General features: G+C 57.1%; 25 protein-coding genes and 1 pseudogene. 19 read left to right on the forward strand and 7 right to left on the reverse strand.

The window, feature by feature from the left end; translation table 11 throughout:
* Positions 1-13: 13 nt before the first annotated feature.
* The 6 genes from ACZRKZ_RS01575 to ACZRKZ_RS01600 all read left to right on the forward strand — a co-directional run bounded on the left by ACZRKZ_RS01575 (position 14) and on the right by ACZRKZ_RS01600 (position 4,455).
* The gene (locus tag ACZRKZ_RS01575; protein ID WP_463980517.1) at positions 14-730 is read left to right on the forward strand and encodes a TetR/AcrR family transcriptional regulator; all 717 of its coding nucleotides are present in this window, start codon (positions 14-16) and stop codon (positions 728-730) included.
* 18 nt (positions 731-748) lie between these two features.
* Positions 749-1,297 carry a hypothetical protein gene (locus ACZRKZ_RS01580; RefSeq protein ID WP_463980518.1) on the forward strand — a complete coding sequence of 183 codons (549 nt, stop codon included), beginning with the start codon at positions 749-751 and terminating at the stop codon, positions 1,295-1,297.
* A gap of 21 nt (positions 1,298-1,318) precedes the next feature.
* Positions 1,319-2,596 carry a flavohemoglobin expression-modulating QEGLA motif protein gene (locus ACZRKZ_RS01585; RefSeq protein ID WP_463980519.1) on the forward strand — a complete coding sequence of 426 codons (1,278 nt, stop codon included), beginning with the start codon at positions 1,319-1,321 and terminating at the stop codon, positions 2,594-2,596.
* Positions 2,597-2,644: 48 nt separating this feature from the next.
* Positions 2,645-3,559 carry an alpha/beta hydrolase gene (locus ACZRKZ_RS01590; RefSeq protein WP_463980520.1) on the forward strand — a complete coding sequence of 305 codons (915 nt, stop codon included), beginning with the start codon at positions 2,645-2,647 and terminating at the stop codon, positions 3,557-3,559.
* Entirely contained in the window at positions 3,556-3,882 is a 327-nt protein-coding gene (locus ACZRKZ_RS01595; RefSeq protein WP_149412484.1) for a hypothetical protein, read from the forward strand. The genes ACZRKZ_RS01590 and ACZRKZ_RS01595 overlap by 4 nt, the downstream gene beginning before the upstream one ends.
* 264 nt (positions 3,883-4,146) lie before the next feature.
* Complete coding sequence (locus tag ACZRKZ_RS01600; RefSeq protein WP_463980521.1) at positions 4,147-4,455, forward strand: hypothetical protein; 309 nt, start codon at positions 4,147-4,149, stop codon at positions 4,453-4,455.
* 58 nt (positions 4,456-4,513) lie between these two features.
* On the opposite strand, the gene lptF is transcribed toward ACZRKZ_RS01600, so the two are convergent.
* From lptF to ACZRKZ_RS01615, 3 genes and pseudogenes are all read right to left on the reverse strand, one after another.
* Entirely contained in the window at positions 4,514-5,296 is a 783-nt protein-coding gene (gene lptF / locus ACZRKZ_RS01605; RefSeq protein ID WP_463968190.1) for a lipotoxin F family OmpA-related lipoprotein LptF, read from the reverse strand.
* Between the two features lie 56 nt (positions 5,297-5,352).
* The gene (locus tag ACZRKZ_RS01610; protein ID WP_463968191.1) at positions 5,353-5,778 is read right to left on the reverse strand and encodes a DUF4398 domain-containing protein; all 426 of its coding nucleotides are present in this window, start codon (positions 5,776-5,778) and stop codon (positions 5,353-5,355) included.
* Positions 5,779-6,060: 282 nt separating this feature from the next.
* Positions 6,061-6,159, reverse strand: a pseudogene (locus ACZRKZ_RS01615) (pilin assembly protein); the annotation flags it as partial.
* A 231-nt stretch (positions 6,160-6,390) separates the two neighbouring features.
* On the opposite strand from ACZRKZ_RS01615, the gene ACZRKZ_RS01620 reads away from it, so the two are divergent.
* Together ACZRKZ_RS01620 and ACZRKZ_RS01625 are read left to right on the forward strand one after the other, a co-directional pair.
* The gene (locus ACZRKZ_RS01620; RefSeq protein WP_463980522.1) at positions 6,391-7,995 is read left to right on the forward strand and encodes a hypothetical protein; all 1,605 of its coding nucleotides are present in this window, start codon (positions 6,391-6,393) and stop codon (positions 7,993-7,995) included.
* 18 nt (positions 7,996-8,013) lie between these two features.
* The gene (locus tag ACZRKZ_RS01625) at positions 8,014-9,783 is read left to right on the forward strand and encodes a hypothetical protein (RefSeq protein WP_463980523.1); all 1,770 of its coding nucleotides are present in this window, start codon (positions 8,014-8,016) and stop codon (positions 9,781-9,783) included.
* Between the two features lie 34 nt (positions 9,784-9,817).
* On the opposite strand, the gene ACZRKZ_RS01630 is transcribed toward ACZRKZ_RS01625, so the two are convergent.
* On the reverse strand, positions 9,818-10,138 hold the full coding sequence (locus ACZRKZ_RS01630) for a hypothetical protein (RefSeq protein WP_463980524.1): 321 nt from the start codon (positions 10,136-10,138) through the stop codon (positions 9,818-9,820).
* 89 nt (positions 10,139-10,227) lie between these two features.
* Positions 10,228-10,536, reverse strand: coding sequence for a hypothetical protein (locus ACZRKZ_RS01635; RefSeq protein ID WP_463980525.1), 309 nt, complete (start codon positions 10,534-10,536; stop codon positions 10,228-10,230).
* Between the two features lie 197 nt (positions 10,537-10,733).
* Between ACZRKZ_RS01635 and ppc the strand changes: the two genes are divergently transcribed.
* The 7 genes from ppc to ACZRKZ_RS01670 all read left to right on the forward strand — a co-directional run bounded on the left by ppc (position 10,734) and on the right by ACZRKZ_RS01670 (position 17,947).
* Entirely contained in the window at positions 10,734-13,379 is a 2,646-nt protein-coding gene (gene ppc, locus ACZRKZ_RS01640; RefSeq protein WP_463980526.1) for a phosphoenolpyruvate carboxylase, read from the forward strand.
* 279 nt (positions 13,380-13,658) lie between these two features.
* Positions 13,659-14,306, forward strand: a complete 648-nt coding sequence (adk, locus tag ACZRKZ_RS01645) for an adenylate kinase (protein WP_133102175.1) — start codon at positions 13,659-13,661, stop codon at positions 14,304-14,306.
* Between the two features lie 88 nt (positions 14,307-14,394).
* The gene (tsaB, locus tag ACZRKZ_RS01650) at positions 14,395-15,075 is read left to right on the forward strand and encodes a tRNA (adenosine(37)-N6)-threonylcarbamoyltransferase complex dimerization subunit type 1 TsaB (RefSeq protein WP_463980527.1); all 681 of its coding nucleotides are present in this window, start codon (positions 14,395-14,397) and stop codon (positions 15,073-15,075) included.
* A gap of 134 nt (positions 15,076-15,209) precedes the next feature.
* A complete protein-coding gene (locus ACZRKZ_RS01655) occupies positions 15,210-15,530 on the forward strand; it encodes a hypothetical protein (RefSeq protein ID WP_463980528.1) in 321 nt (106 codons plus the stop codon).
* On the forward strand, positions 15,530-16,390 hold the full coding sequence (locus ACZRKZ_RS01660) for a DUF72 domain-containing protein (RefSeq protein ID WP_463980529.1): 861 nt from the start codon (positions 15,530-15,532) through the stop codon (positions 16,388-16,390). Before ACZRKZ_RS01655 ends, ACZRKZ_RS01660 begins: the two co-directional genes overlap by 1 nt.
* Positions 16,391-16,417: 27 nt before the next feature.
* The gene (locus ACZRKZ_RS01665) at positions 16,418-17,245 is read left to right on the forward strand and encodes an isocitrate lyase/PEP mutase family protein (protein ID WP_463980530.1); all 828 of its coding nucleotides are present in this window, start codon (positions 16,418-16,420) and stop codon (positions 17,243-17,245) included.
* A 3-nt stretch (positions 17,246-17,248) separates the two neighbouring features.
* Positions 17,249-17,947: an extensin-like domain-containing protein gene (locus ACZRKZ_RS01670; RefSeq protein WP_463968198.1), complete on the forward strand. Its 699-nt coding sequence runs from the start codon at positions 17,249-17,251 to the stop codon at positions 17,945-17,947.
* A gap of 3 nt (positions 17,948-17,950) precedes the next feature.
* On the opposite strand, the gene ACZRKZ_RS01675 is transcribed toward ACZRKZ_RS01670, so the two are convergent.
* On the reverse strand, positions 17,951-18,571 hold the full coding sequence (locus tag ACZRKZ_RS01675) for an energy transducer TonB (RefSeq protein WP_463980531.1): 621 nt from the start codon (positions 18,569-18,571) through the stop codon (positions 17,951-17,953).
* 95 nt (positions 18,572-18,666) lie between these two features.
* On the opposite strand from ACZRKZ_RS01675, the gene ACZRKZ_RS01680 reads away from it, so the two are divergent.
* The gene (locus ACZRKZ_RS01680; RefSeq protein ID WP_350613624.1) at positions 18,667-19,449 is read left to right on the forward strand and encodes a class I SAM-dependent methyltransferase; all 783 of its coding nucleotides are present in this window, start codon (positions 18,667-18,669) and stop codon (positions 19,447-19,449) included.
* A gap of 29 nt (positions 19,450-19,478) precedes the next feature.
* Here ACZRKZ_RS01680 and ACZRKZ_RS01685 read toward each other — a convergent pair whose 3' ends face one another.
* Complete coding sequence (locus tag ACZRKZ_RS01685) at positions 19,479-20,114, reverse strand: TetR/AcrR family transcriptional regulator (RefSeq protein ID WP_463980532.1); 636 nt, start codon at positions 20,112-20,114, stop codon at positions 19,479-19,481.
* A 92-nt stretch (positions 20,115-20,206) separates the two neighbouring features.
* Here ACZRKZ_RS01685 and ACZRKZ_RS01690 point away from each other — a divergent pair, with 92 nt between their 5' ends.
* Genes ACZRKZ_RS01690 through ACZRKZ_RS01700 form a run of 3 tightly spaced genes read left to right on the forward strand, consistent with a single transcriptional unit; the run spans position 20,207 to position 24,977 of the window.
* Positions 20,207-21,310, forward strand: a complete 1,104-nt coding sequence (locus tag ACZRKZ_RS01690; protein ID WP_463980533.1) for an efflux RND transporter periplasmic adaptor subunit — start codon at positions 20,207-20,209, stop codon at positions 21,308-21,310.
* Between the two features lie 5 nt (positions 21,311-21,315).
* Positions 21,316-24,381: an efflux RND transporter permease subunit gene (locus tag ACZRKZ_RS01695; RefSeq protein ID WP_463980534.1), complete on the forward strand. Its 3,066-nt coding sequence runs from the start codon at positions 21,316-21,318 to the stop codon at positions 24,379-24,381.
* Positions 24,382-24,383: 2 nt separating this feature from the next.
* Entirely contained in the window at positions 24,384-24,977 is a 594-nt protein-coding gene (locus tag ACZRKZ_RS01700) for a LysE family translocator (protein WP_463980535.1), read from the forward strand.
* Positions 24,978-25,077: the final 100 nt, after the last annotated feature.

Here is a 25,077-nt window from a genome sequence, read left to right on the forward strand (position 1 = left end):
GAGGATGTGTGTGGTGAACCGCGTAATGGCTCAAGAAGGCGCCGCCGGCATCGCTGCTGCCGTGGCTGAAAGTGTTCAGTACCAGGGCCGCAAGGCCAGCCGACAGGGCAGCGAGCAGCGCCGGCAAGACATTCTCGATGCGGCCATGCGCATCGTTGTGCGTGATGGTGTCCGCGCCGTGCGTCACCGGGCGGTGGCGGCAGAGGCGGGTGTGCCGTTGTCGGCCACCACCTATTATTTCAAGGATATCGATGACCTGCTCACCGACACCTTCGCCCAGTACGTGGAGCGCAGCGCGGCGTTCATGGGCAAGCTGTGGGTGCGCAACGAAGGTCTGCTGCGGGAAATGGTTGCCTACGGTGATGGCAGTGCGCAGTCCCGTTCGCAGTTGGCCGATGATATTGCGCGGCTGACTGCCGATTATGTCCATCGCCAGTTGCTGACCCGTCGCGAGTACTTGATGGCCGAGCAGGCATTTCGCCAGGAAGCGCTGTTGAACCCGCGCCTGGCCGAATTGGTACGCTCTCACCAGCAAATCCTGTTGCAGGGCACTTGCCAGTTTTTCCAGGTGTTGGGCTCTCGCGAGCCGCAACAGGATGCCAAAGTGTTGACGGCGATTATCGGTCGGATGGAATATCAGGGCCTGCTGGGCGGATTAGAGCCTCTGACCAGCGACGAGATGCTTGAGATACTCAAACGTTACATGCATCTGGTGTTGGCTTCGGTATAACCCTTGTAGGAGTACTCAATGAAAGCCTGGCGTGTGGTCGTGATCGCCGTGTCGTTCCTGTTGCTCAGCGGTTGCCTGGTGACCTTCAAGGATCCCCTGCCGGCCAGCGAGGCGGCGCCTGATGCCTTGCTTGGCAAGTGGGCGAGCAAGAACGCCTGGGGTGAGCCGCTCAATCTGCAAATCAGCCGCGCTGGCGAAAATCGCTATAAAGCTGTGAGCTACCCTAAAGCCAAGCCAGGGGCGCGTGATGAATACCTGTTCAGCGTGTCCCGCCATGGCAACCGCTGGTACCTGTCGGCGTCATTGCCCGACAAGTTTGGCGGTCACTTCATCCTGGCGGGGTTTGAGTTTGATGAAAAGCACGCACTGGTGGTCTACAACCTCGACCTTGAGCAGATCAATCAGGCTATCGGGCAGAAAGCCTTGAGTGGTGTTGCGGTAGAAACCGTGGAGGGTGATGGTGTGCTGATCGACAGTCCCATGAGCCAGGTGTTTGCCTACCTGGATGATCCGGCCAATGCCGACGTGTTCGTCGAAGCCGTACGCTATCAGCGTGCAGGCAAATAACGTTTAGAGAGGAAGCACCGGGTGGACGATTACCAGCAGACGATACGCACCTTGTCTGATCGCATTGTGCTGGCGCAAACACCGATTCGCGTCCTCGACGCCGTAAAGTGGGATGACAACATCCGCAAGGAGTTCCTCAAGGGCAAAGGCAAGGAAATGCCGGCCGTGGACCGCGACTATTACCTGAACCGGCCGCTGTCGTTCGATTCCAGTGCGGTGAAGCTGGAGTTCCAGAACATCGAGCGCGACATCACCCGCCAGCTCGGCCAGTTCAACCCGGTTGGGCAGATCATGCGGCGCATGTGCAAGGAATACCGCATGGTGGTGCGCATGCTCGAAGCACGGGGCACCGAAGATTTCGGCCTGATTTCCCAGGAACTGTATGGCGCCGCCTCCGATGCGTTCCATGCCGGTGACCCGACCCTGGCCGACCTCGGCCTGATGCTCTCTGATTACCTGAACAACATTGATGGCCGTGGTGATCTCAAGGACGAAGCCAAGACCTTGACCGCCAAGGACGCTGTCAGCCTGCTGCAAAGCCGTCTGAACAAAGTGTTTGGCGAGGCGGAAGAAACCATCCGCGTATTTGAATCCGACGGCATCGTCGCCGATGCGGCGGCGGGTGCCGACTACATCAAGATCCGCGCCGATGCGATGTTCAACGAGCGCGACGTGCGTGCCCTGGAAGTCCATGAAGGTCTGGTGCATGTCGGCACTACCCTCAATGGCCAGAATCAGCCGATCTGCACGTTCCTGTCCAAGGGCCCGCCCTCGTCTACCGTGACCCAGGAAGGCCTGGCGATTCTGATGGAGATCATCACCTTTGCCTCCTACCCCAGCCGCCTGCGCAAACTGACTAACCGCACCCGCGCCATTCATATGGTGGAAGAGGGCGCTGACTTCTTGCAGGTCTACGAGTTCTTCCGTGAACAGGGCTTTGAAATGGCCGAAAGCTACGGCAATGCCAGCCGGGTTTTCCGTGGTTCGACGCCTACGGGTCTGCCGTTTACCAAGGATTTGTCCTACCTCAAGGGCTTTATCATGGTTTACAACTACATTCAGTTGGCTGTGCGTAAAGGCAAGCTGGAGCAAGTGCCGCTGCTGTTTTGCGGCAAGACCACCCTGGAAGACATGCGTACCTTGCGCCAATTGGTGGATGAAGGCCTGGTGGTGCCGCCCAAGTATCTACCGGAGCAGTTTCGTGACATGAACGCGTTGGCGGCGTGGATGTGCTTCTCCAACTTTCTCAACCACTTGAGCCTGGACCGGATCGAAGCGGATTACTCCAATATTCTCTGATCGCCTGTGGCGATCCGACATGCCCGCTCACTACAGAGGCTTCAACGGATGAGAGTCCTCGGTATTCTTTGCCTGCTACTGACCCTGAACGGCTGCAGCTCCCTGCTGTTCTACCCAGAGCCGGGCCTGCCGTTCACCCCGGAAAAAGCTCACCTGCAATACCGCGACATCACCCTCACCACCGCCGACGGCGTCAAGCTGCACGCTTGGTGGTTGCCAGCCAAGGCCGGTGTGCCGCTCAAGGGCACGGTGCTGCACCTGCACGGGAACGGCGGCAACCTGGCCTGGCACCTGGGTGGCAGTTGGTGGTTGCCGGAGCAGGGCTATCAAGTGCTGCTGCTGGACTATCGCGGTTACGGCTTGTCCGAAGGAAAACCCTCGCTGCCAGCGATTTATCAGGACCTGGGCGCAGCTTTCAGCTGGATCGACAAGGCGCCAGAAACCCAGGGCCAACCGCTGATCATTCTCGGCCAGAGCCTGGGCGGCGCGCTGGCGGTGCATTACCTGGTGGAGCATCCTGAGCGTCAGCGCCAGCTCAAGGCCCTGGTGTTGGATGGCGTTCCGGCCAGTTATCGTGATGTAGGGCAATTCGCCCTGAGCACGTCCTGGTTAACATGGCCGTTCCAGGTACCATTGTCCTGGCTGGTGCCGGATGCCGACAGTGCAATCAACGCCATGGCGCAACTGACCGGTGTGCCGAAACTGCTGTTCCACAGTATGGATGATCCGATCGTGCCCCTTTCCAACGGCATCCGTCTGTATCAAGCTGCGCCCCCGCCGAGGGTGCTGCAACTGACCCGTGGAGGTCATGTGCAGACCTTCGCCGACAAGACCTGGCAAACCGTGATGCTGCGCTATCTTGACGACCCGCAGCATTTCGATGGCTTGCGCCGCCTGGGGGAAATCCCCAATTACCGGCCCGCCCCGAATCCAAAAGATGAATCATCAGAGAGCCCGCAATGAGCGAAGAACGCAACGCAATCCCCCTGATTCTCACCGGTATTGGCACTATCATCGGTACCGTTGGCTGCCTGTGGTATTACGGCTACCTGCACTTTGCCAAACCCGAGGATGCCTTGCTGCTCAGTGACTTCACCATGCTCAAGACTGTTCCAGGCGAGGATTACAAGATCTCCCTGACGCCGGCTGCCCAGGTGGCCCAGTGCGTTGACGGCGTGCTGGTGATGTTCGATACGGAACAGAAAGGCCTCAGCGGTGTATTGGTGAACAGCAAGAAGCAGGCTGTGCGCTGCATCGGCCAGGAAACGCCGCAGTTGCAGCAGTAAAAGCGGTTGCACGTGTGCAGGAGCGTGTTGTGCTCCTGTACATGGGACGCTTCTACGAAATCGAACACTCGGCTAACCGCTTGTACCCCCCGCCCTCCGCCTGAGCATTCACTGCGCCTACCCAGATGAGTTTTCTCTACCCGCGCATGACATCCACTTTCAGAAAAAGCCGGCGCCTGGAACCATTTCCCATAAGAAACCACTGAACGGATTGTCAGCGCCGCTGATAGATAACTTACGAATAGTTAATGTTGGAGTGCGGATATGAGTATGGGAATTGGTGGCATTGGGCGCATGGCGGGCGCAGGCATGCAAGGGATGGGTGGCGGACAGCAGGTTGGCCAGCCAGGGGGAATGGATCAGCAGAAGTTGCTCGAAATGCTCATGAAAATGCTGGGTGGTGCGGGCGGCGCTCAAGGAGGCGGTGGTAGCCAGGGCGGCGGCGCAGCAGGTGGTGATCAGGCCGACATATTGGAAAAAATGAAGCAGATGATGCGCGGCCAGCAGGGCATGCAGGGCATGCAGGCCATGATGCCAGGTAATGACAGTGGCCGGAATATCAGCTTCGGGTAGGCAAAAGGAAGCCCCCTTGCATTGAAGGGGGCTTTTTAGTCCAACGACAGTCGATCGGTTATTGAACCGACGAACGTGGTTTGACCGGCTGGTTGTCGTTGGAGATGGTCACTTCAACACGGCGGTTCATGGCGCGGCCCGAAACGCTGCCGTTATCGGCAACCGGGTATTCCTTGCCGTAACCCGTGGTCACGATGCGGCGCGGGTCAACGCCCATCTTGATCAGTGCAACCTGGACCGAAGTGGCGCGGCGCTCGGACAGGCTCTGGTTGTAGGCATCGGCACCGGTGCTGTCGGTGTAGCCTTCAACGATTACCTGGCGATCCGGGTTTTCCTGGAGGAATTGCGCCAGTTTGTTGATGTTTACCAGACCGCTGGATTTCAGGTCGACCTTGTTGGTGGCGAACAGCACGTCACCGAAGGTCACCAGGGTGCCACGTTCGGTCTGCTTGGCGTTCAAGCTGTTTTGCAGCTGCTTGATCTGCGCATCACGGGCTTCCAGCAGGGCGCGGGCACGTTCGTCGCCGGCGCCTTTCAGTTTGGCTTCGGATTCGCGCAGGGCAATGGTGTCCTTGGCCACTTCAACGCGCTGGTTGGTCAGGTAGGCCAGTTGGTCGACTTTCTTTTCGTCTTCCTTGTCGCGGTAGGCTTTGTCAGCCTTATCCAGCCATTCGCTGGCGTCCTTGGTTTCCAGGGCGGCGATTTTGGTCGCTTGCGGGTTGGATTGCAGGGCCGAGTAGTTGGTCCGTGCATTTTCCAGGTTCGCGTTCGGCGGGGTGGAGCAAGCCGCCAGAGCAACGCTCATCGCCAGCAGGGCAGGGATCATCAATTGTTTACGCATAGTGGTGTCGTCCTTTCAATTCGATTTCGGGTGCAATGCGATCACGGGTTGCTGGCTTACTGCTGCTGAGTAGCAGCGGGGCGCATACCTTCGTTACGCAGCTCCTGAACAGCCTTCTGGGAGTCCTTCACAGCCTGGTCAGCCTTGGCAGCCTGGGCCTTACGCTCTGCTACGCGAGCGTCCCATTCGGCTTGTTCGGCCAGGCGACGAGCTTCGTCATACTTCTTGTCGTGCATGGCAATTTCGGCTTGCTTGAGCTTGTCCTGGGCGGACCTCATTTCCACCGCTGCGAACTCGGTACCGCCAGCGCTGACTGCGCTGTTCACCGCCGATTGGGTCACGGCGTACTGCTCGGTCGGTGGGTTGCCGGCGCAACCGGCCAGTACGAAGCTGGTACCGATTGCCAGCGCGGCCAACTTGAGCCCGCGCAGGTGGTTAAATGAGGATTTGGCAATGCTGGTCTTCATGGTCTTCAACTCCATTGGATAACTCCTGAAAAACATCAAATCCATCTCGGTGGGCAGCGTGTGCGGTCTGGCGGTAAAGCTCAGAACACCTTTTCAAACGGCTGTTCCAAGTGATGGCTTACTGGTTGTGACCTAAGGCTTTTTTGAATAGTTCAGAGAAGATGGCGATTTGCCTAAAAAACTATTTGGCGGGACTGTCAGCATTTAAATGTTGGAACTTTTGCATTGCGCAGAGGTATTCAGGGCCTCTGAGAGGCCCGGAATAGATGGGGTGGCAAGTTTTTTAACGAATGTTTATCAGTGTTTTTGCTTGTCGGGCAGGGCTGACAAATCGTGTAGGTAACGCCGTGACAGCGTCAGAAAACGTGGCGTAGGGCCGACGTCCTCGGATATAGGTTATACAAAGGAAAATTTCGTGGCCGAGGTTGTCCCTCACAGCCTAGCTCAGTCCAAATCGGTCGAGGGTAGTGGTCGTATCCGGGTGGCAATCCCCAGCACCATTGCTTGGTGTGCTTGAGCGTTCGATGTTAAAACGCCTGTACAGGATTCCGCTCATACGATAGCGAGTTATGAACGATGGCACCACGGAAGAACAGAGCACCAAAAGTTGTTGACGATGGAGCCAGCGTGAGCACCCGCGACGATTTTTCTGATTTGACTAAGATCGAGCTGCTTGTGAGAGCGGCGAACCTCTGTTCGCGTTGCCATGTCTTCACGGTGGGCTCAACAGATGCAGGTGACAGGAAAAATAGCATTGGTGTCGCTGCACACATCTGTGCGGCTGCGAGTGGGCCGGGTGCCAAGCGGTTTGACGCGAGCCAAACGAAAGCCCAGAGAAGACATTTCGATAACGGTATCTGGCTTTGCTATTCGTGCTCCAAGCTGATCGACAACGAAGAGACATTTCACACAGTAGCTCATTTAAAAGAAATGAAGGCCCGCCATCAAGTCTATGTGTCTGGATGGGTCGGTGTAGTGCCAATGGCACCATTCGAAGCCAAATCTGAAATTCGTGCGGGGATTCTTGAAGCAACCATCTTCCTGATTACAAAGGCAGGCAGTCCGGCAAATTTCGATGTCTCTGCTGTCGTAGAAGGCTATGAACAAACAATAAACAGTATCGATCCAAATTTTAAGGTTGTCGTTACCGCCACGAGCGGTTCTGTTGTGCACGAATTGGTCCCAGTCACCAGCCCTGCACCGCCAATTCAGATGGTTTTTAATGATGATGATGCTAACATTTCTGCTGATCTCGCTTGGCAGAAAATGATTGAGGTAGGGGAGAGTATCCACATCCCTACAAATGATTTCAAATTCGTAGGTTCAAAACTATTCGAACATCTTAATGATGTCATCGTAGGTGGAACTCTTACGCTCACGCCCGGTAAACGACGACTTGAAACCTGTATCTATTTTGTGAGCGATGAAGCTGAATTTGAGTTGGCTGCAACTGAATCATTCATGGGGAAGGGATCTAAACAGTTCGATATTGAAGGTTCTGCGTTAAACGGATTCTTTACTTTTCGTTATTTTATTCATGACCGCTATAAGGTAGACGCAACTTATACATTCGATGTTGCTGGATGGTTGGGTCAGCCGATCAACAATTTGAGGCACTATCACCGTATCAAGCGAGCCTATGACTTTGTTATAAAATATCCAAAGTCCAGAATTTCGGTTGAAATTGTTTTGAACGGCGAACCTATGCGGCTTTGGGATGGAACGTATGATGACTACACTGAGCTTTTTAATCGATTGAAAAAGATTGTTGAGGTTGCTGAGTGCTCCAAAATCATCGCCTCGAAAGTCCCTGAACAACTGAGATTGAAAACCTTAGACCTAACGCTGCAGGATGAACGATACATCGAACTCTACGCCCAGCTCTTTAAAGGTGATGTGATTCGGAAGCTCGACTATGGGGAGAGTATTTTCACTGCCCGAATAGATGATATTGAAAGCAGGGCAATCAAGGTTTTCTGTTCGGAAGAACAAACTGAGGTTGTGATTGCAAAATCTCCTACAATAGATTTTTTTGGAAATATTATTAGATTGCCACGAATGTCGAAAAAAGTATCATGTTTCGATCTGGTTTTCTTCTCGAGCATTAGAAAAGAAGATTGGCAATCTCTGTGGTGTATTGGAAGAGCAAATCATTCCAGTAATTCGGTAATTTCAATTGCTCCCGATGAAGTTCCGCTGCTCTGCGATGATAGGGTAGTCATAAATGAATAAGGTCAAGGGAGTGCGTTAATGTCGGTTAAAAAGGTCAAGTTAGCCCTTGTAGATTTCGTCAAAGGCGAAAAGGATAGGGCAATTGTTCTGAAAGGGGATTGGGGAACGGGTAAGACCCACCTTTGGAAACAAGTCGTGCTTGAAAGCCGGGATTCGTTCCATAAACGTAATTACTCTTACGTTTCTCTCTTTGGGCTGAATAGCCTGAAAGACTTGAAGAAATCAATCTATGAAAACAAGGTTTATCGGGAGCGTGCTCATATCGCTTCTGATGAAAGCTCGTTTGAAGAGAACCTTAAAGACATTTCAGGTCGATTCGCGGGGTGGATGCGTAAAGGTTCATCCCTGTTCAATGATGTATCAGCGATGGGCGTTAAAGGTATTGGCCCAATCGTTGAGAGTCTTCAGTTCCTCCGCGTTACTGATACGCTGGTCTGTCTCGATGATTTCGAGCGGAAAGGTTCAGGGCTACATGACAGAGAAGTATTAGGTCTAATCTCCCTGTTGATTGAAAGCAAAAACTGCCGCGTTGTAATGCTGCTCAACGATGGAACGCTAAAATCTGGCGATGATTTTTTCTCGTATCATGAGAAAGTCTTTGACTATGAGGTGACGTTCAATCCTTCTGTAGAAGAATCGGTAAAGCTCGTTTTTTCTACTAATAGTAAATTACATGAGATTCTTACCAAGAATGTCACTAGGCTGGATATCAACAATATTCGATTGCTCAAGAAGATTGATTATTTTGCTGGTCTTCTCAAAAAGACATTAGATGGTGCTAACGATCACGTCATTGAACAGGCTCTTCATGTTTTGCCGTTAGCTATTTTGTCTAAATATGGCGGTGATGCTGCGAAGGTCGATCTTGATTTTATTCTGAATTATGGGGAAGGGTATATTGATACCGACCTTCCCGGCGATGAAGTGGATGAAGTCGAGGCCAAGCTGAAAAAGTCTATCGAGGAAAAGACTAACTACCTTGAAGACTACGGCTTCACCCGGTGCGATGAATTTGATGTTGCTATCATTGATTTGGTGAAGAAGGGGTATGCTGACGAAGAATCTTTGAAGGAAGTTATCAAAGCTCTGGAAGATAAAATCAAGCATGATTCAGAAATCGCTTTGCTGCAGGATGCTTGGAATATCTATCATGCGTCTTTTCTTGATAATGACGATAAAGTGTTTGAAGCTTTCGATTTGGCGATTGAAAAATCTCTTGTCAATTTTGAAGTTAGTAATTTGGATGCTGTCGCTTGTGTTTACACTGAGGCCGGACGTGCTGATAAAATTAAACCAGTTATTGATAAATACTTCGATACGATAATAGTTGCTAAAAATATCCAGAAGAAGAGTGATGTGTTTCGTTGGCCGGAACACGACTACGTTCAGAAAAAACTTGACGAATATTTTGATGGTTTAGTGGTTGAGAAAAGCCTAGCTGAGCTTATTGAGCATGCCTACAAGGTGTCTGGATTTAACAGTACAGATGTCAGAAACAGTGCCGCGAAAAAGACCGAGGCTGAATATTATGATTATTTCAGCTCGCTTGATGATTACAATCTCACTCACTACGTCAGAATGTGTCTGAAGTGTGGTCAGGTCAGTTCGCCTGAACAACACATTCAGAATTCATACAGCGAAATTTTCGTTAAGACTTATCGTTGTCTGATGAAATTGTCTGAGGTTTCTCTGCTGAACAAGTCAAGAATGGGCAAATTCAAAGGTTACGAAAAATTATTTGCTCAGGCAGAGGAAGAATTGCGGCTTCAACAAGATCAAACTGAATAGCCCCTTGCGAGGCTAGTGTTTCGTCTCTAAGACCCTATCCCCGTAGGGTCTTTGAAATTGCTTGTTCAGCTTCGACGTAGGCGGGTGTCTTACCAGCGTCGGCAAAAATCTCTTCACCTTCTTCCACTCGGATCACATCAGTCCCTTTGACGTAGGGCATGGCTGTTTCCGCTTCTTTTATAGCAGAGTGAATCAGACCTTCCGTGATGATGCTTTGATCTAGTCCATAGGCTTCCGCAAACGCCTTGATTTTCACTAGGTCTTGTTGGCGAATGGTCAGGGTGATTTCAACAAGCTTCGAGGTTTCGTGAGCTTTGTTTTCCCAGTTGCTGAGCATCGTTTTGAAGGTGTCCATGGGGTATCTCCGGCGTGGCTACATGTGTTCGTAAATCTAGGACTGTCTTTACCACTCATGGTTCTCTGAAATGATCGCTAACCCATGTTCTACGCGGCTTTCAAGAGATCTTGAGTTTTTCCTATTGCGTGCTCGCTTTCTTCGTACAGTGGGTCGCCCTCTTCATCGGTGGTAATCACATGCTGACCCTTGATGTAAGGGAAGCTGGTTTCCAGCTCTTCAAGGGCGGCACCGATCAGTTCGCCGAGCAATTCTTCGGTATTGCGTTTGGGGTACATCTCGCAAATGGCCGCGAGTCTGGCGGCGGCCTCTACATCCAAATGGATCGCGTATTCAGTATTGGTCAGGCGACCCTTGGCGTTTTCTTCCCAATGCTGGGCCAGTTCTCGGATTTTCATGGCAACCTCAATTGAACCCACGGTCAGCGGGCGGTGATGAGTGACCAGTCAGCGCATGGATAATGCGGCAACTCATTATTGAGACTAGCTGCAAGCCACAAGGTTTAAAGTCGATTGTCCTGGCCCTTGTAAGAAGCCGGCGCGGGCGGCACTCTTGAAGATCAAAGCGTCCCGGATTTCTGGCTGGAGATTGGCTGATGAGCGATATCGATGCACGCTTGCGTGAGGATGTTCACCTGCTGGGTGAACTGTTGGGCAATACGATTCGAGAGCAGTACGGCGATGAGTTTCTCGACAAGATCGAGCAGATTCGCAAAGGTGCCAAGGCTGATCGCCGGGGTGCTGCCTCGGAACAGGCGGCAGGCGAAGAGCTGAGCGCCAGTCTCAATCAACTGAAGGAAGATGAACTGCTGCCAGTGGCACGGGCCTTCAACCAGTTCCTCAACTTGGCCAATATCGCCGAGCAATATCAACTGATTCACCGCCGCGATGAATCGCAGCCGGCACCTTTCGAATCGCGGGTGTTACCAGAGTTATTGGCGCGTTTGCTGAGTGAAGGTCATAGCGCCGAATCCCTGGCCCGCCAACTGGGTCGCCTGGATATTGAACTGGTCCTCACCGCCCACCCCACCGAAGTCGCCCGGCGCACCCTGATCCAGAAATACGACGCCATCGCCGCGCAACTGGCGCTGCAGGATCACCGCGACCTCACGACCGCCGAACGCGAACAGATTCGCCTGCGTCTGCAACGGCTGATTGCCGAAGCCTGGCACACTGAAGAAATCCGCCGTACCCGGCCGACCCCGGTGGACGAAGCCAAGTGGGGCTTTGCGGTGATCGAGCATTCCCTGTGGCATGCCATCCCCCATTACCTGCGCAAGGCTGACCACGCGTTGCACGCTGCCACGGGCCTGCATTTGCCGTTGGAGGCAGCGCCGATTCGCTTCGCGTCATGGATGGGCGGCGACCGCGACGGCAATCCCAACGTCACCGCGCCGGTTACCCGTGAAGTTTTATTGTTGGCTCGCTGGATGGCTGCTGACCTGTACTTGCGCGACATCGATCACTTGGCGTCCGAACTGTCGATGCAACAGGCCAGCCCTGAGTTGCAGGCCAAGGTCGGCGACAGCGGCGAACCCTACCGGGCGCTGCTCAAGCAACTGCGCGAGCGCCTGCGGGCGACCCGCAATTGGGCCCACGCGTCGCTGACGGTCAGCACCCCGGCACCCGCCGATGTGCTGCAAAATAACCGCGACCTATTGGAGCCGCTGGAGCTGTGCTATCAGTCCCTGCACGCCTGCGGCATGGGCGTGATTGCCGACGGTCCGCTGCTCGATTGCCTGCGTCGGGCGGTCACGTTCGGCCTGTTCCTGGTGCGTTTGGATGTGCGCCAGGACTCAAGTCGCCACTCGGCGGCCATGACTGAAATCACCGACTACCTGGGCCTGGGCCGTTATGAGGACTGGGACGAAGACGCGCGCATCAGCTTCCTGATGCGTGAATTGACCAACCGTCGGCCCTTGTTACCGAGCTATTTCAAACCGTCGGCCGACACCGCCGAGGTGCTCAATACCTGTAAGGAAATTGCCGCTGCGCCAGCGGCGTCCTTGGGTTCCTACGTCATCTCCATGGCCGGTGCTGCGTCGGATGTCTTGGCGGTGCAGTTGTTGTTGAAAGAGTCCGGCGTGCAGCGGCCGATGCGTGTGGTGCCGTTGTTCGAAACCCTCGCTGACCTGGATAACGCCGGCCCGGTGATTGAGCGCCTATTGCTGCTGCCGGGTTATCGCGCACGGTTGCAGGGCCCGCAGGAAGTGATGATCGGCTATTCGGACTCGGCCAAGGATGCCGGCACCACCGCTGCAGCCTGGGCGCAATATCGAGCCCAGGAACGCTTGGTGGACATCTGCCGCGAGCAGCAGGTGGAACTGCTGTTGTTCCATGGTCGTGGCGGCACCGTCGGCCGTGGCGGCGGCCCGGCTCACGCGGCGATTCTGTCGCAGCCACCGGGTTCGGTGGCCGGGCGTTTCCGTACCACTGAGCAAGGGGAAATGATCCGCTTCAAATTCGGCCTTCCGGATATCGCTGAGCAAAACCTCAACTTGTATTTGGCCGCAGTGCTGGAAGCGACCTTGCTGCCGCCACCACCGCCCGAGCCCGCCTGGCGCCACTTGATGGATGAGTTGGCCGCCGACGGTGTCAGTGCCTATCGTGCCGTGGTCCGGGAAAACCCGCAGTTCGTCGAGTATTTCCGCCAGTCCACCCCGGAGCAGGAACTGGGCCGCTTGCCTTTGGGCAGTCGCCCGGCCAAGCGTCGTGCCGGCGGTATAGAAAGCCTGCGGGCTATCCCATGGATCTTCGGCTGGACCCAGACCCGCCTGATGCTGCCGGCCTGGCTCGGTTGGGAAGCCGCCTTGAGCAAGGCTCTGGAACGCGGTGAAGGCGAGTTGCTGGGGCAGATGCGCGAGCAGTGGCCGTTCTTCCGTACCCGCATCGATATGCTGGAAATGGTCCTGGCCAAGGCCGATGCCGATATTGCCCGGTTGTATGACGAGCGCTTGGTGCAGCCTGACCTGCTGCCATTGGGTGCGCATTTACGCGACCTATTGTCGCAGGCGTGCGGTGTGGTGCTTGGCCTGACCGGTCAGTCGCAGTTGCTCGCTCATAGCCCGGACACCCTGGAGTTCATCCGCCTGCGCAACACCTACCTCGACCCGCTGCATCTGTTGCAGGCCGAACTGCTGGCCCGCTCTCGCCAACAGGAAGTAGCCCAGGACAGCCCTCTGGAACAGGCGCTGCTGGTGTCTGTGGCCGGTATTGCCGCCGGTTTGCGCAATACCGGCTAACATTTTTGGCGTGTTCTCAAGCGCTTGCAGATAAAACCGCCGGCGGCCTCGAAAGGGGTTGCTGGCGTTTTTATGCTGGGGTTGCACTAGGGGATACCTCGACTAAAAGGCTTGTTCAGCGCGGGTTCCTCCGACTTTTGGCGGCTTGTGTGGTTAGGGCCTGCTGTGTATCTTGATCAGCCTTTGGCCGTTTGGGCGGCCTAGACCCATATTTTCCGAGATTGGCCCCATGCGGCGAATCCGAGCGTTATCTCTATAAAAAAATTGAGGAGCACATCGATGCGCGTCATTCTTCTGGGAGCTCCCGGGGCCGGTAAAGGTACTCAGGCAAAGTTCATCACTGAAAAATTCGGCATTCCACAAATATCCACCGGCGACATGCTGCGTGCGGCCGTCAAGGCTGGCACCGAGCTGGGCCTGATCGCCAAAAGCGTGATGGACAGCGGCGGCCTGGTATCCGATGACCTGATCATCAACCTGGTCAAGGAACGCATCAGCCAGGATGACTGCAAGAACGGCTTCCTGTTCGATGGCTTCCCGCGCACCATCCCCCAGGCTGAAGCGCTGGTGAAGGCTGGCGTGGAGTTGGACAATGTGGTCGAAATCGCCGTCGACGACGAAGAAATCGTCCAGCGCATTGCCGGTCGTCGCGTTCACGAAGCCTCGGGCCGCGTCTACCACACCGTCTACAACCCGCCAAAAGTGGCAGGCAAGGACGACATCACCGGCGAAGAGCTGGTGCAGCGCAAGGACGACACCGAAGAAACCGTGCGTCATCGCCTGTCGGTCTACCATTCCCAGACCAAGCCGCTGGTGGATTTCTACCAAAAACTGGCCGATGCCCATGGCAAGCCGAAGTACAGCCACATCGCGGGTGTCGGTTCGGTTGAAGCCATCACCGGCAAGGTGTTGGAAGCACTGAGCTGATAAGTCGATTAGCTTGATGTTCAACGGCCCGCTTGCGGGCCGTTGTTGTTTATACTGGCGCACTTTTTCAATGTGGACGCAAATACCGATGAGCACCTTGCTGGCCCTGGACACCGCGACTGAAGCTTGCTCCGTTGCCTTGCTGCACGATGGCAAGGTAACGAGCCACTACGAGGTGATCCCGCGCCTGCACGCGCAAAAGCTGTTGCCGATGATCAAGCAGTTGCTGATCGATGCGGGCACCACCTTGTCTGCGGTGGATGCCATCGCCTTCGGGCGTGGCCCCGGTGCGTTCACCGGCGTGCGGATTGCCGTTGGCGTGGTCCAGGGGCTGGCATTTGCCCTGGAACGGCCGGTGCTGCCAGTTTCCAACCTCGCCGTGCTGGCCCAGCGGGCGTTTCGCGAACATGGCGCACGCCAGGTCGCGGCAGCCATCGACGCGCGGATGGATGAGGTCTATTGGGGTTGCTACCGAGAAACCGCTGGCGAGATGCGCCTTGTTGGTGTTGAAGCCGTGCAGCCGCCTGAAGTGGCCGCTTTGCCAGAGGATGCCAGCGGTGAATGGTTCGGTGCCGGTACCGGTTGGGGGTATGCCGAGCGCATCGCAGTCCCGCTCAACGGCCAGGACGCCGCAATGTTGCCCCATGCCGAAGACTTGTTGACCCTGGCGCGTTTTGCCTGGGCGCGGGGCGAGGCCATTCCCGCCGATCAGGCACAGCCGGTTTACCTGCGCGATAAAGTGGCGAAGACCAAGGCTGAACGTCAGTAAAAACACCACCAATCGTCAGAAATCACCCCTGCTTTTAAACCTTTGCGAATTAATGTGTTCTAGTTATCACCAGAGCATTTGCGCGCCATGGAAAGTGCCGCTAAATTGCCATCATTGATACCGAGTCTGCATGTATGCGTATAGACGGCTTTTCATCTCAGTCCTACCCCCTCAAGCGTAAGCCGCGCAAGGCTAACGTGACGGTAGACGAGTCCGTCGAGGACTCGCCCGACTTTGTTGAAATCCAGCCAGAAATGCCCTCAGGCTCTGCTGTCTCTGCCCGCTCCCAGGGTGCCTCCGGTGCTCGTATTGGCGGCGTTCCTGCCCGCCAGCAAGACATGGTTTTCCCGCGTTCCATGAGCAAAAGCGTTGCCAACGCCCTGGCCAGCTACCTGACCACTGCCGGCTTTGTCGAATGGGATATGGAAGTGCTGGGCCTCGATATACACATCTGATGCTGCTGCCTTACTACCTCGGTTGCCCGTCCTGGAGCGAAAACGCCTGGCGCGAGTACCTGTATCCGCAAGACGCCCGCGCCAGCGACTACCTCGGGCTCTATTCCCAAGTGTTCAACGCCGTTGAAGGCAACACCACTTTCTACGCCCGTCCTTCGGTGGCCACCGTGCAGCGCTGGGCCGAGATCATGCCCGAGCATTTTCGCTTTACCGCCAAGTTTCCGGGTGATATCAGCCATGGCGGCGACTTGCGTGAGCAACTGCCGGCGGCGCAGAGTTTTCTCGGGCTGATGAGCCCTTTGGGCCAACGAGTCTCACCCTTGTGGCTGCAACTGCCTGCCAGTTTTGCGCCTCATCGCCTGGGGGAACTGGCCGGCTTTATCGATGGGTTGGAGCGGCCGCTGGCCGTGGAAGTGCGCCACCCTGAATTCTTCGCCAAGGGCGATGCCGAACGCATGCTCAACCGTTTGCTGCGTGATCGTGGCGTGGAGCGCATCTGCCTGGACTCCCGTGCGTTGTTCAGTTGCACCTCGACCTCGGCTGCGGTGCTCCACGCCCAGTCGAAAAAGCCCAAGGTGCCAACTCGTCCGGCGGCGCTGACCCAGTTTCCCCAAGTGCGTTTTATTGGCCACCCAGAACTGGAAGCCAATGATCCGTTCCTGGTGCCATGGGTTGAAAAAGTCGCTGGCTGGATCGAAGAAGGCCGCACGCCGTACATGTTCCTGCACACCTCCGATAATCGCTTGGCCGCGCAACTGGCCCAGCGCTTCCATGAAAAACTGATGGCGCGCTTGCCTGGTTTATCGGCCTTGTCTGAGCTACATCGAGAGCCCGCAGCACAGCAACTGGGGTTACTCTAAAGCTCCTCTTCCCGCCAGGAGTCAGCAATGGACCCGCAAACCCTTCGCGCCGAAACCTTCAAGGCTTTGCATGAGCGCGACCGCGCATTCGTAATGCCTAATCCGTGGGACGCAGGCTCCGCCAAGATGCTCGCCAGCCTGGGCTACGAAGCGCTAGCCACCACCAGTGCCGGTTTTGCCTTCAGCCTTGGACGCCCGGATGCCGAAGGCGCGTTGTCCCTTGAAGATACCTTGGGCAATGCCGGGATGATCGCCCAGGCAACGATGCTGCCGGTAGCTGCCGATCTGGAAAACGGCTTCAGCGACAGTCCCGAAGGTTGCGCCGAGACTATTCTGCGGGCTGCGGCCACGGGGATCGTCGGGGGCTCTATCGAAGACGCCACGGGTATCGCCATCGACCCTATCTACCCCTTTGATCTTTCTGTTGAGCGCATTGAAGCTGCCGTTGCTGCCGCTCGCAGCCTGCCGTTTCCGTTCATGCTGACGGCCCGTGCGGAAAATTTCCTGCATGGCAAACTGGATTTGCCCGACACCATCCGCCGCCTGCAGGCTTATGCCGAAGCGGGGGCTGATGTGCTGTATGCACCGGGCCTGCACAGCGCCGAAGAAGTGCTGGCGGTGGTCCGGGCCGTGGCGCCCAAACCGGTGAATGTGTTGATGTCTGGCGGCCTCAGGCTCACGGTGGCGCAGTTGAGCGAGATGGGCGTCAAGCGCATCAGCGTCGGTTCGGCGATGGCCCTGGCGGCCTACGGTGAGTTCTTCAGGGCTGCGCGGGAGGTTCATGAGCTGGGGACGTTCACGTTTACCGAGCGTTCGATGCCGTTCAGTCAGGCCAATCAGCTGTTCAAGGGTTGAGCCGTGCGTTTTTTCAAAGTGCTGGGCGTGCTGCTGGTTTTAGCCGTTGGGCTGGCCGTGGCGGTGTGGCGCGGCTGGGTGCCGCTGCCTGATGAATGGAATCCCTGGGTGCCGCTGGACGTGCGTGCATCACCGAACCTGTTGACCCGGTTCAAGCTGGGGCGTTTGCAGGATGATCCGGCGTTGTGCGATCAGGTGCTGAAAACCTCCGGTTTGCGAGTCACTCATCAAGCGGACAGCCCCGCCGACGCCGCGTGCCCACTGCGCAATACCTTGCGTGTCCAGGGTGGCGATGTGGGCCTGAGCAGCAGCTTTCTCGCCAGTTGCCCGCTGGCCGTGGCCTTTGCCCTGTTCGAGCGCCACAGCCTGCAACCGGCGGCCCAGGCGGTGTTTGGCCAGGCGGTGACGCGGGTCGATCACCTGGGCAGTTTTGCCTGCCGCAATATGTATAACCGTACCGAAGGACGACTGAGCCAACACGCCTCGGCCAACGCCCTGGATATTGCCGGGTTTCGCCTGGCGGACGGGCGCAGTATCAATGTGCTTAAGGATTGGCCGGGCGAGGACGCGAGTGCGCGTTTTTTGCGTCAGGTGCGTGACAGCGCCTGCAATGATTTCAATGTGGTGTTGAGCCCGGACTACAACGCCGCCCACCGTAACCATTTTCACCTGGACATGGGGCGTTGGTGGGTGTGTCGCTGAGGATCAGGCAGCCAGGCGCAGATTGTGGAGGATCAGCGGGCGTGCCCAGCCGCAGTCGAAGTCCAGTTGCTTCTGCTGTTCCACCAGCTCTTCTGCCGGGAAGGGTTCGGCGGCCGGGGGTAGCAGCTCCATTTCGAACTCGGCAATCGGCAGGAACAGCGGCCGGGGTTGCGGTGCCGGGCCAGGCTCGGGCAGTGGCAGGCCTGCGGCCAGTACGATAGGACGCACCCAACCGCTTTCAAAGTTTTGCTGGCGCTGCTGGGCGACGATCTCTTCCTCGGGGAACGGGACGGCGGCCGGTGGCAGTAATTGCATTTCGAATTCGGCAATCGGCAGGAACAGCGGCTCAGGCGGGGCGATTTTGGTGTCCTGCACATTGCAGTGGCGCTGGGTGACGATTTGCGTCAGCAGGTCGCTGCCGGCGCTGGGCTCCACCGAGGCATCCACCGGCACCGCTTCCTTGGCGGCGAGCGCACCCGGCTCTTCGCCGAGCTGCTCGGCGAGCGCTCGGGCGAAGAAGTCCTGCCACACATGACTGACGCCGGCCAGCGCTTGGGAATTGCGCAGGCCGTAGTGGTTGTGGGTCGGCAGTACACCGGTGAATTGGGAAGGAATGTCTGACATTTCTCTCGGTCGACGCTCAGCTCTGGCAAAATGCCTGATCATTTTTTTATCGGCCGCTTTTTGCCGATCCTTAATATTTTTGAGCGTGGCGACAGATGAGCGAACAACCAGCGGCCAGCCGCATCCGGGTCGAGGCCCTGGCCGAAGGCTTTCAAGCCCGTGCCAAGCACTGGGCCGAGCAGCTTGGGCTGCCTTTGCAGTTGGAGGAGGCGGACTTTGCCTTGCAGGTGGGTGAACACGGCCTGCAGTTGCAACAACTGGGGCCGGACGCGCCTGGGCCGGTGCGGGTGGATTTTGTCGAAGGCGGCGCGGCCCATCGTCGTTTGTACGGCGGTGGCAGCGGGCAGATGATTGCCAAGGCCGTGGGCATCGCCCAGGGCGTGCGCCCGCGGGTGCTGGACGCCACGGCCGGGCTGGGCAAGGATGCGTTCGTGCTGGCCAGCCTGGGTTGTGAGATGAGCCTGATCGAGCGTCAGCCGCTGATTGGCGCCTTGCTGGAAGACGGCATCGCTCGGGGCGCGGATGATTTCGAGGTGGCGCCGATTGTCGCGCGGATGACCTTGCTCAAGGGCAATTCCATCGAGGTGATGCGCAATTGGGAAGGCGAGCCGCCCCAGGTCATCTACCTCGACCCAATGTTTCCCCATCGTGAGAAAACCGCCCTGGTGAAGAAGGAAATGCGCCTGTTCCGACCGCTGGTGGGGGATGATCCTGATGCCCCGGCCTTGCTGGCAGCAGCGTTGGCCCTGGCCAGCCACCGGGTGGTAGTCAAGCGCCCGCGCAAGGCACCTTGCATTGAGGGGCCCAAGCCAAGCCATGCGCTGGATGGCAAGTCCAGCCGCTATGATATCTATCCGAAGAAGGCGCTGAAGTCCTGAAACCAGACTCCCCGCCCGTGGGAGTCGGGCTAAACCCGATACGCCCGCATAAACAAGCCCACCACGTCCTGTACATGTTCCTCGGCAGCCTCAGGGCTCAACTGCCCGCCACAGCCATATAACAGCCGGAAATTCGCCGTGCCCTTGAGCAGGCAGAAAAAGTGTTCGGCGGCGGTAAGCGGCTTGTCGATGCTCAGGGCGCCGCTCTGATCAATCTTGCTCAGCAAGCGCTCCATGCCTTGCAGCATGCGCATGGGGCCTGCTTCGAAAAAGATCTGAGAGAGTTTCGGGTCCTGGCTGCCCGAGGTCATCATCAGGCGATGCAGGTTCACCGATTCGTCGCTGTTGACCAGCACATGAAAACCACGGGCGATATTCAGCAACACCTTCTCGACGCACACACCGTCAGGCAATTCGAAATACATCACCGGCAACTGCTCTTCGCACTTGGCGACGACGGCAGCTGAGAACAGCGTCTCCTTGTCGGTGAAATGGCTGTAGACGGTCAATTTTGATACACCCGCCTCAAGGGCTACCGCATCCATGCTGGTGTTGGCGTAGCCATTACTCAAAAACAGGATTTTGGCGGCTTCAAGGATCGCCTGGCGCTTTGCCATGTCCTTGGGGCGCCCGGGACTATTGGTGTTTACGAGATTGTCGGACATTTTCACTTTAATACTGGACTGGTGAGTTTGGTATTAATAACATACCGACCAGTATAATTATTCCAAGCACCATTAGCGAAAGGTCCTTCAGCATGCGTCGCTTTGTTCTGCCCCTTGCGTTGCCTGTCAGCCTGGTATTTCTGTTGGCTGCCTGCGGCCATGAAGATGCGGCGAAAACCACCGTCCGCCCGGCCATGGTGGTGCAGCCACAGCCTTCGGCGGCTACGTCCGACAGCTATCCGGGCGAGGTTCGCGCCCGCTATGAGCCGGATCTGGCCTTTCGCATTGGCGGCAAAGTCAGCCGACGACTGGTAGATGAGGGCGAAAGGGTCAAGGCTAACCAGCCCCTGGCCGAACTCGACCCCCAGGACGTGCGCTTGCAACTGGAAGCCACCCGCGCCCAGGTTGCCGCCGCCGAGGCGAACCTGAGCCTGGTACGCGCCGAGCGTGACCGTTACAAGACCCTGATGGACCGTCAGATGGTCAGCCGCTCCCAGTACGACAATTCCGAAAACATGTACCGTTCCGGGGACGCACGCCTCAAGCAGATCAAGGCTGAATTCGACGTTGCCAACAACCAGGCTGGCTACGCCGTGCTGCGTGCGCCCCAGGATGGGGTGGTCGCCAAGCGCTCTGTGGAAGTTGGCCAGGTGGTGTCCGCCGGCCAGACCGTGTTCACCCTGGCCACTGATGGCGAACGCGAAGTGCTGATCAGCCTGCCAGAACAAAGCTTTGGCCGCTTCAAGATCGGCCAGCCTGTATCCGTTGAGTTGTGGAGCCAGCCGGACCAGCGCTTCACTGGGCGCATTCGCGAACTGTCGCCAGCGGCAGACCCCAAGTCGCGCACTTTCGCTGCCCGTATTGCGTTCGCCAGCGGTAAAGTCCCGGCAGAGCTGGGCCAGAGTGCGCGAGTATTCATACAAACCGACGGCGTTATTGCGTTGTCTGTGCCGCTGTCGGCCTTAAGCGCGGAGAACGGCGCGTCCTACGTCTGGCTGGTGCAGTCCGACAACACGCTCAAGCGGGTGCCAGTACGAATCGGCGCCTTTGGCGAGAAAAGCGTACCGGTGCTGGAAGGCCTGAATCCCACAGACTGGGTAATCGCTGCCGGTGTCCATGTGCTCCATGAGGGTCAGCAAGTGCGCCCGGTGGATCGCTCCAATCGGGTGGTGAATCTGACGGCCAACAAGGAGTAGTCCCGATGGGTTTCAATCTTTCCGAATGGGCGTTGCGCAATCGCCAGATCGTACTGTTCCTGATGCTATTGCTGGCAGTGGTCGGTACTTTGTCTTACACCAAGCTGGGGCAAAGCGAAGACCCGCCGTTTACCTTCAAGGCCATGGTCATCAAGACCAACTGGCCGGGGGCCACGGCCCAGGAAGTCTCGCGCCAGGTTACCGAGCGCATTGAAAAGAAATTGATGGAGACCGGTGACTACGAGCGCATCGTCTCCTTCTCGCGCCCCGGCGAATCCCAGGTCACCTTCATCGCCCGGGACTCGATGTATTCGAAGCAGATCCCCGACCTCTGGTACCAGGTGCGCAAGAAGATCAGCGACATTCGCCAGACATTGCCGCCGGACATCCAGGGCCCGTTTTTCAACGATGAATTCGGCACCACCTTCGGCAACATTTACGCCCTGACCGGTGAGGGTTTCGACTACGCCGTGCTCAAGGACTACGCCGACCGCATCCAGATCCAGCTGCAGCGGGTGCCGGATGTGGGCAAGGTCGAGCTGCTGGGTTTGCAGGACGAGAAGATCTGGATCGAATTGTCCAACCTCAAACTCGCCACCCTCGGTTTACCGCTGGCGGCTGTTCAGCAGGCCTTGCAAGAACAGAACGCCGTCTCCACCGCAGGCTTCTTTGAAACACCCAGCGAGCGCATACAACTGCGGGTCTCCGGCAACTTCAAGACGGTAGAAGAAATTCGCGACTTCCCGATTCGCGTCGGTGATCGCACCTTTCGCATCGGCGATGTGGCTGAGATCCACCGGGGCTTCAACGATCCACCGGCGCCACGCATGCGCTACATGGGCGACGACGCCATCGGCCTGGCAGTAGCCATGCGCGATGGCGGTGACATCCTGGTGCTGGGCAAGGCCCTTGAAGGCCAGTTCGCTCGCCTGCAGAAGAACCTTCCGGTTGGCATGGAGTTGCGCAAGGTCTCCGACCAACCGGCGGCCGTGAAGACCAGTGTCGGCGAATTTGTCCAGGTTCTGGCTGAAGCGCTGGCGATCGTGTTGCTGGTGAGTTTCTTCTCCCTCGGCGTGCGCACCGGCATGGTGGTCGCCCTGGCGATTCCGCTGGTGTTGGCGATGACTTTCGCTGCCATGTACTACCTGGGGATTGGCCTGCACAAGATTTCCCTCGGCGCCCTGGTGCTTGCCCTCGGCTTGCTGGTGGACGACGCGATTATCGCCGTGGAAATGATGGCGATCAAAATGGAGCAGGGTTACGACCGGCTCCGGGCCGCCAGTTTCGCCTGGACCAGCACCGCCTTTCCGATGCTCACCGGCACACTGATCACCGCCGCCGGCTTCTTGCCGATTGCCACCGCGCAATCGAGCACCGGCGAATACACCCGTTCGATCTTCCAGGTGGTGACCATTGCGTTGCTGGCTTCCTGGGTTGCCGCCGTGGTGTTCGTGCCGTACCTGGGGGAAAAACTCCTGCCGGACCTGGCGAAGATTCACGCGGATAAGCATGGTGCCGATGGTCCTGATCCCTACGGCACGCCGTTCTATCAGCGGGTAAGACGCTTGGTGGAATGGTGCGTAAGTCGGCGCAAGACGGTGATTGTGCTGACCTTGCTGCTGTTTATCGGCTCGGTGGCGCTGTTCCGCTTCGTGCCCCAGCAGTTTTTCCCGGCTTCCGGGCGGCTGGAGTTGATGGTTGATCTGAAGCTGGCCGAAGGCGCGTCGCTGAGCAACACCTCCGATCAGGTCAAGCGTCTGGAGTCGCTGCTCAAGGAACACTCCGGTATCGACAACTACGTGGCCTATGTCGGCACCGGCTCGCCGCGTTTCTACCTGCCCCTGGACCAGCAATTGCCGGCGGCCAGCTTTGCCCAGTTTGTCGTACTCGCCAAGACCATCGAGGAGCGGGAAAGCCTGCGCACCTGGCTGATCGAGACCCTCAATGAACAATTCCCGGCCTTGCGCTCGCGGGTCACGCGCCTGGAGAACGGGCCGCCTGTTGGCTACCCGGTGCAGTTCCGAGTCACGGGTGAACATATCGAAGAAGTGCGGGCCCTGGCGCGTAAAGTGGCGGCCAAGGTTCGCGAAAATACCCATGTGGTCAACGTGCACCTGGACTGGGAAGAACCGAGCAAGATTGTCTACCTCAATATCGACCAGGACCGCGCTCGTGCCTTGGGTGTGAGCACCGCCAACCTGTCGAAATTTCTCCAGAGTTCCCTGGCCGGGTCCAGTGTCAGCCAGTACCGCGAAGACAACGAATTGATCGAAATTCTCCTGCGCGGCACTGTTCACGAGCGCACCGAGTTGTCGCTGCTGCCGAGCCTGGCAGTGCCGACCGATAACGGCAAAAGTGTCGCCTTGTCGCAGATTGCCACTCTGGAGTACGGCTTCGAAGAAGGCATCATCTGGCACCGCAATCGCCTGCCGACGGTGATCATTCGCGCCGATATCTACGGCAAGGAACAACCAGCGACTCTGGTCCAGCAAATCTTGCCGACTCTGGAAGGCGTACGCGCCGAATTGCCGGACGGTTACCTGCTGGAAGTCGGCGGTACTGTGGAGGATTCCGCTCGCGGGCAAAACTCGGTCAAGGCGGGCGTGCCACTGTTTATCGTGGTGGTGCTGACTTTACTGATGCTGCAACTGCGCAGCTTCTCGCGCACGGCGATGGTGTTTCTGACCGCGCCACTGGGGTTGATCGGCGTGACGCTGTTCTTGCTGGTGTTCCGCCAGCCCTTTGGCTTCGTGGCGATGCTGGGGACCATCGCGCTGTCGGGGATGATCATGCGCAACTCGGTGATCCTGGTGGACCAGATCGAGCAGGACATCAAGGCTGGGTTGGCGCCCTGGCAGGCGATTATCGAGGCGACGGTGCGACGTTTCCGTCCCATCGTACTGACGGCCCTGGCGGCGGTATTGGCGATGATCCCGCTGTCACGTAGCGTGTTCTTCGGGCCGATGGCCGTGGCAATCATGGGTGGGTTGATTGTGGCGACGGCGTTGACGCTATTGTTCCTGCCTGCGCTGTATGCTGCGTGGTTCCGAGTCAGGAAGGATGTTGTGTAATCATGCTGGCTACTGTTTCTGCCCTGATGTTGTTGCTGCTGGCGCCCGGGCCAACTAATACCCTGTTATTTCGTGCAGGTGTGTTGTTTGGCTTCGGCGCTTCTTGGCGGCTTGCCTTTGTCGAGTGCCTGGCCTATCTGCTTCAGGTCTCACTGTGGGGCGCAGCGTTACTCTATATTTCGGCGTATTCGCCTTGGGCCATGCGGGCCACACAGTTGGGCGCAGCCTGTTATTTGCTGTATCTGTCCTATAAATTGTGGCAGCGCAAAAACAGCGTCACTGCCCCGACAGGCGACCGCTTTGGTGGGCTGTATTTCTTTTTGCTTACGGTCATGAATCCGAAAGGCTTGCTGATCGTTTCGTTTATAGCGCCGATCAATGCATTCGCCGAGCTGGAAGGCTACCTGACCTTTATGGCGACCCTCGTGTTGGTGATCATTCCGGTAGGCTTTGCCTGGATATTATTGGGTGCGCGATTCGAAGGCCTGCAGCAAACGTGGTTGACGCCCCTGAAGATCAACCGGGCGACGTCCGTTGCCATCTGTTGTTTTGCCTCCATCATGATTGGACGGCTGGCTGATTCGGTTATTCACTGACGACGTGCTCTCAGGTTTGCAGGAAAGAGATCACAGAAGGAAGGAACCATTGCTCACTTACACAAACGCCCCGAATATTCGGGGCGTTTGTATTTATGCT

It is taken from the genome of Pseudomonas sp. c313, from assembly GCF_055407145.1.